This is a genomic window from Mesorhizobium sp. M7D.F.Ca.US.004.03.1.1 (assembly GCF_003998635.1).
Taxonomy (GTDB): domain Bacteria; phylum Pseudomonadota; class Alphaproteobacteria; order Rhizobiales; family Rhizobiaceae; genus Mesorhizobium; species Mesorhizobium loti.
Window position 1 is genome coordinate 1 of sequence record NZ_RZQG01001596.1, and the last position, 691, is coordinate 691.

General features: G+C 62.2%; 1 protein-coding gene. It reads left to right on the forward strand.

Translation table 11 applies throughout. The features are described 5' to 3' along the window. Nucleotides 1-691: transporter substrate-binding domain-containing protein (locus EN935_RS38945; protein WP_164771872.1), on the forward strand; the 691-nt coding region annotated here is incomplete at both ends.

The window sequence follows — 691 nt, forward strand, 5'->3', positions numbered from 1 at the left end:
GCTGATGATCGGGACGTCGTCGGGTTGCTCGTGCGCCATCATCGGCGCCGACGGCAAGCTGTCCGGATTCGACGTCGACTACATGACCAAGCTCGCGACGGATCTCGGTCTGACCCCGGAGATCACCGTGGTCGATTTCCCCGGCCTGCTGCCCGGCGTCGTGGCCGGAAAGTTCGACCTCGCGGGGTCGGGCATCGTGCGCTCGGAAACGCGCCTCAAGTCGACGGATTTCATCATGACGGGCAACTACGCCGTCGACGGCCTCGGTCTTCTGAAGCGAAAGGGCGACACGTCGATCACGAGCTGGGAATCGGTGTGCGGCAAGAAGGTCGGCCTGAACCGCGGAGCTGCCGAGAATGGCCTTGCGGCGTCGTTGCTGCCGGCCGGCTGCCTGGACAACAAGACCGAGTACCCGAACACGACCGAGAACGTCATCGACCTCAAGAATAAGCGGACCGACGCAGTGATCAACAGCTTCCTGACGCTGGGATATATGGCCGCGCAGGATCCCGCGGTCGAGCTCATTCCGGAGCCGAAGTCGGCCTATCCGTTCGGGTTGGTAGTCAGCAAGTCGAACCCGGAACTGGCGGCCAAGGTTGATGAGTTGACCAAGAAATACACCGCCGACGGGACGCTGGACGCCATCATGAAGAAATACGGCGTCACCATCGACTGGGCCACGATCCAGAAC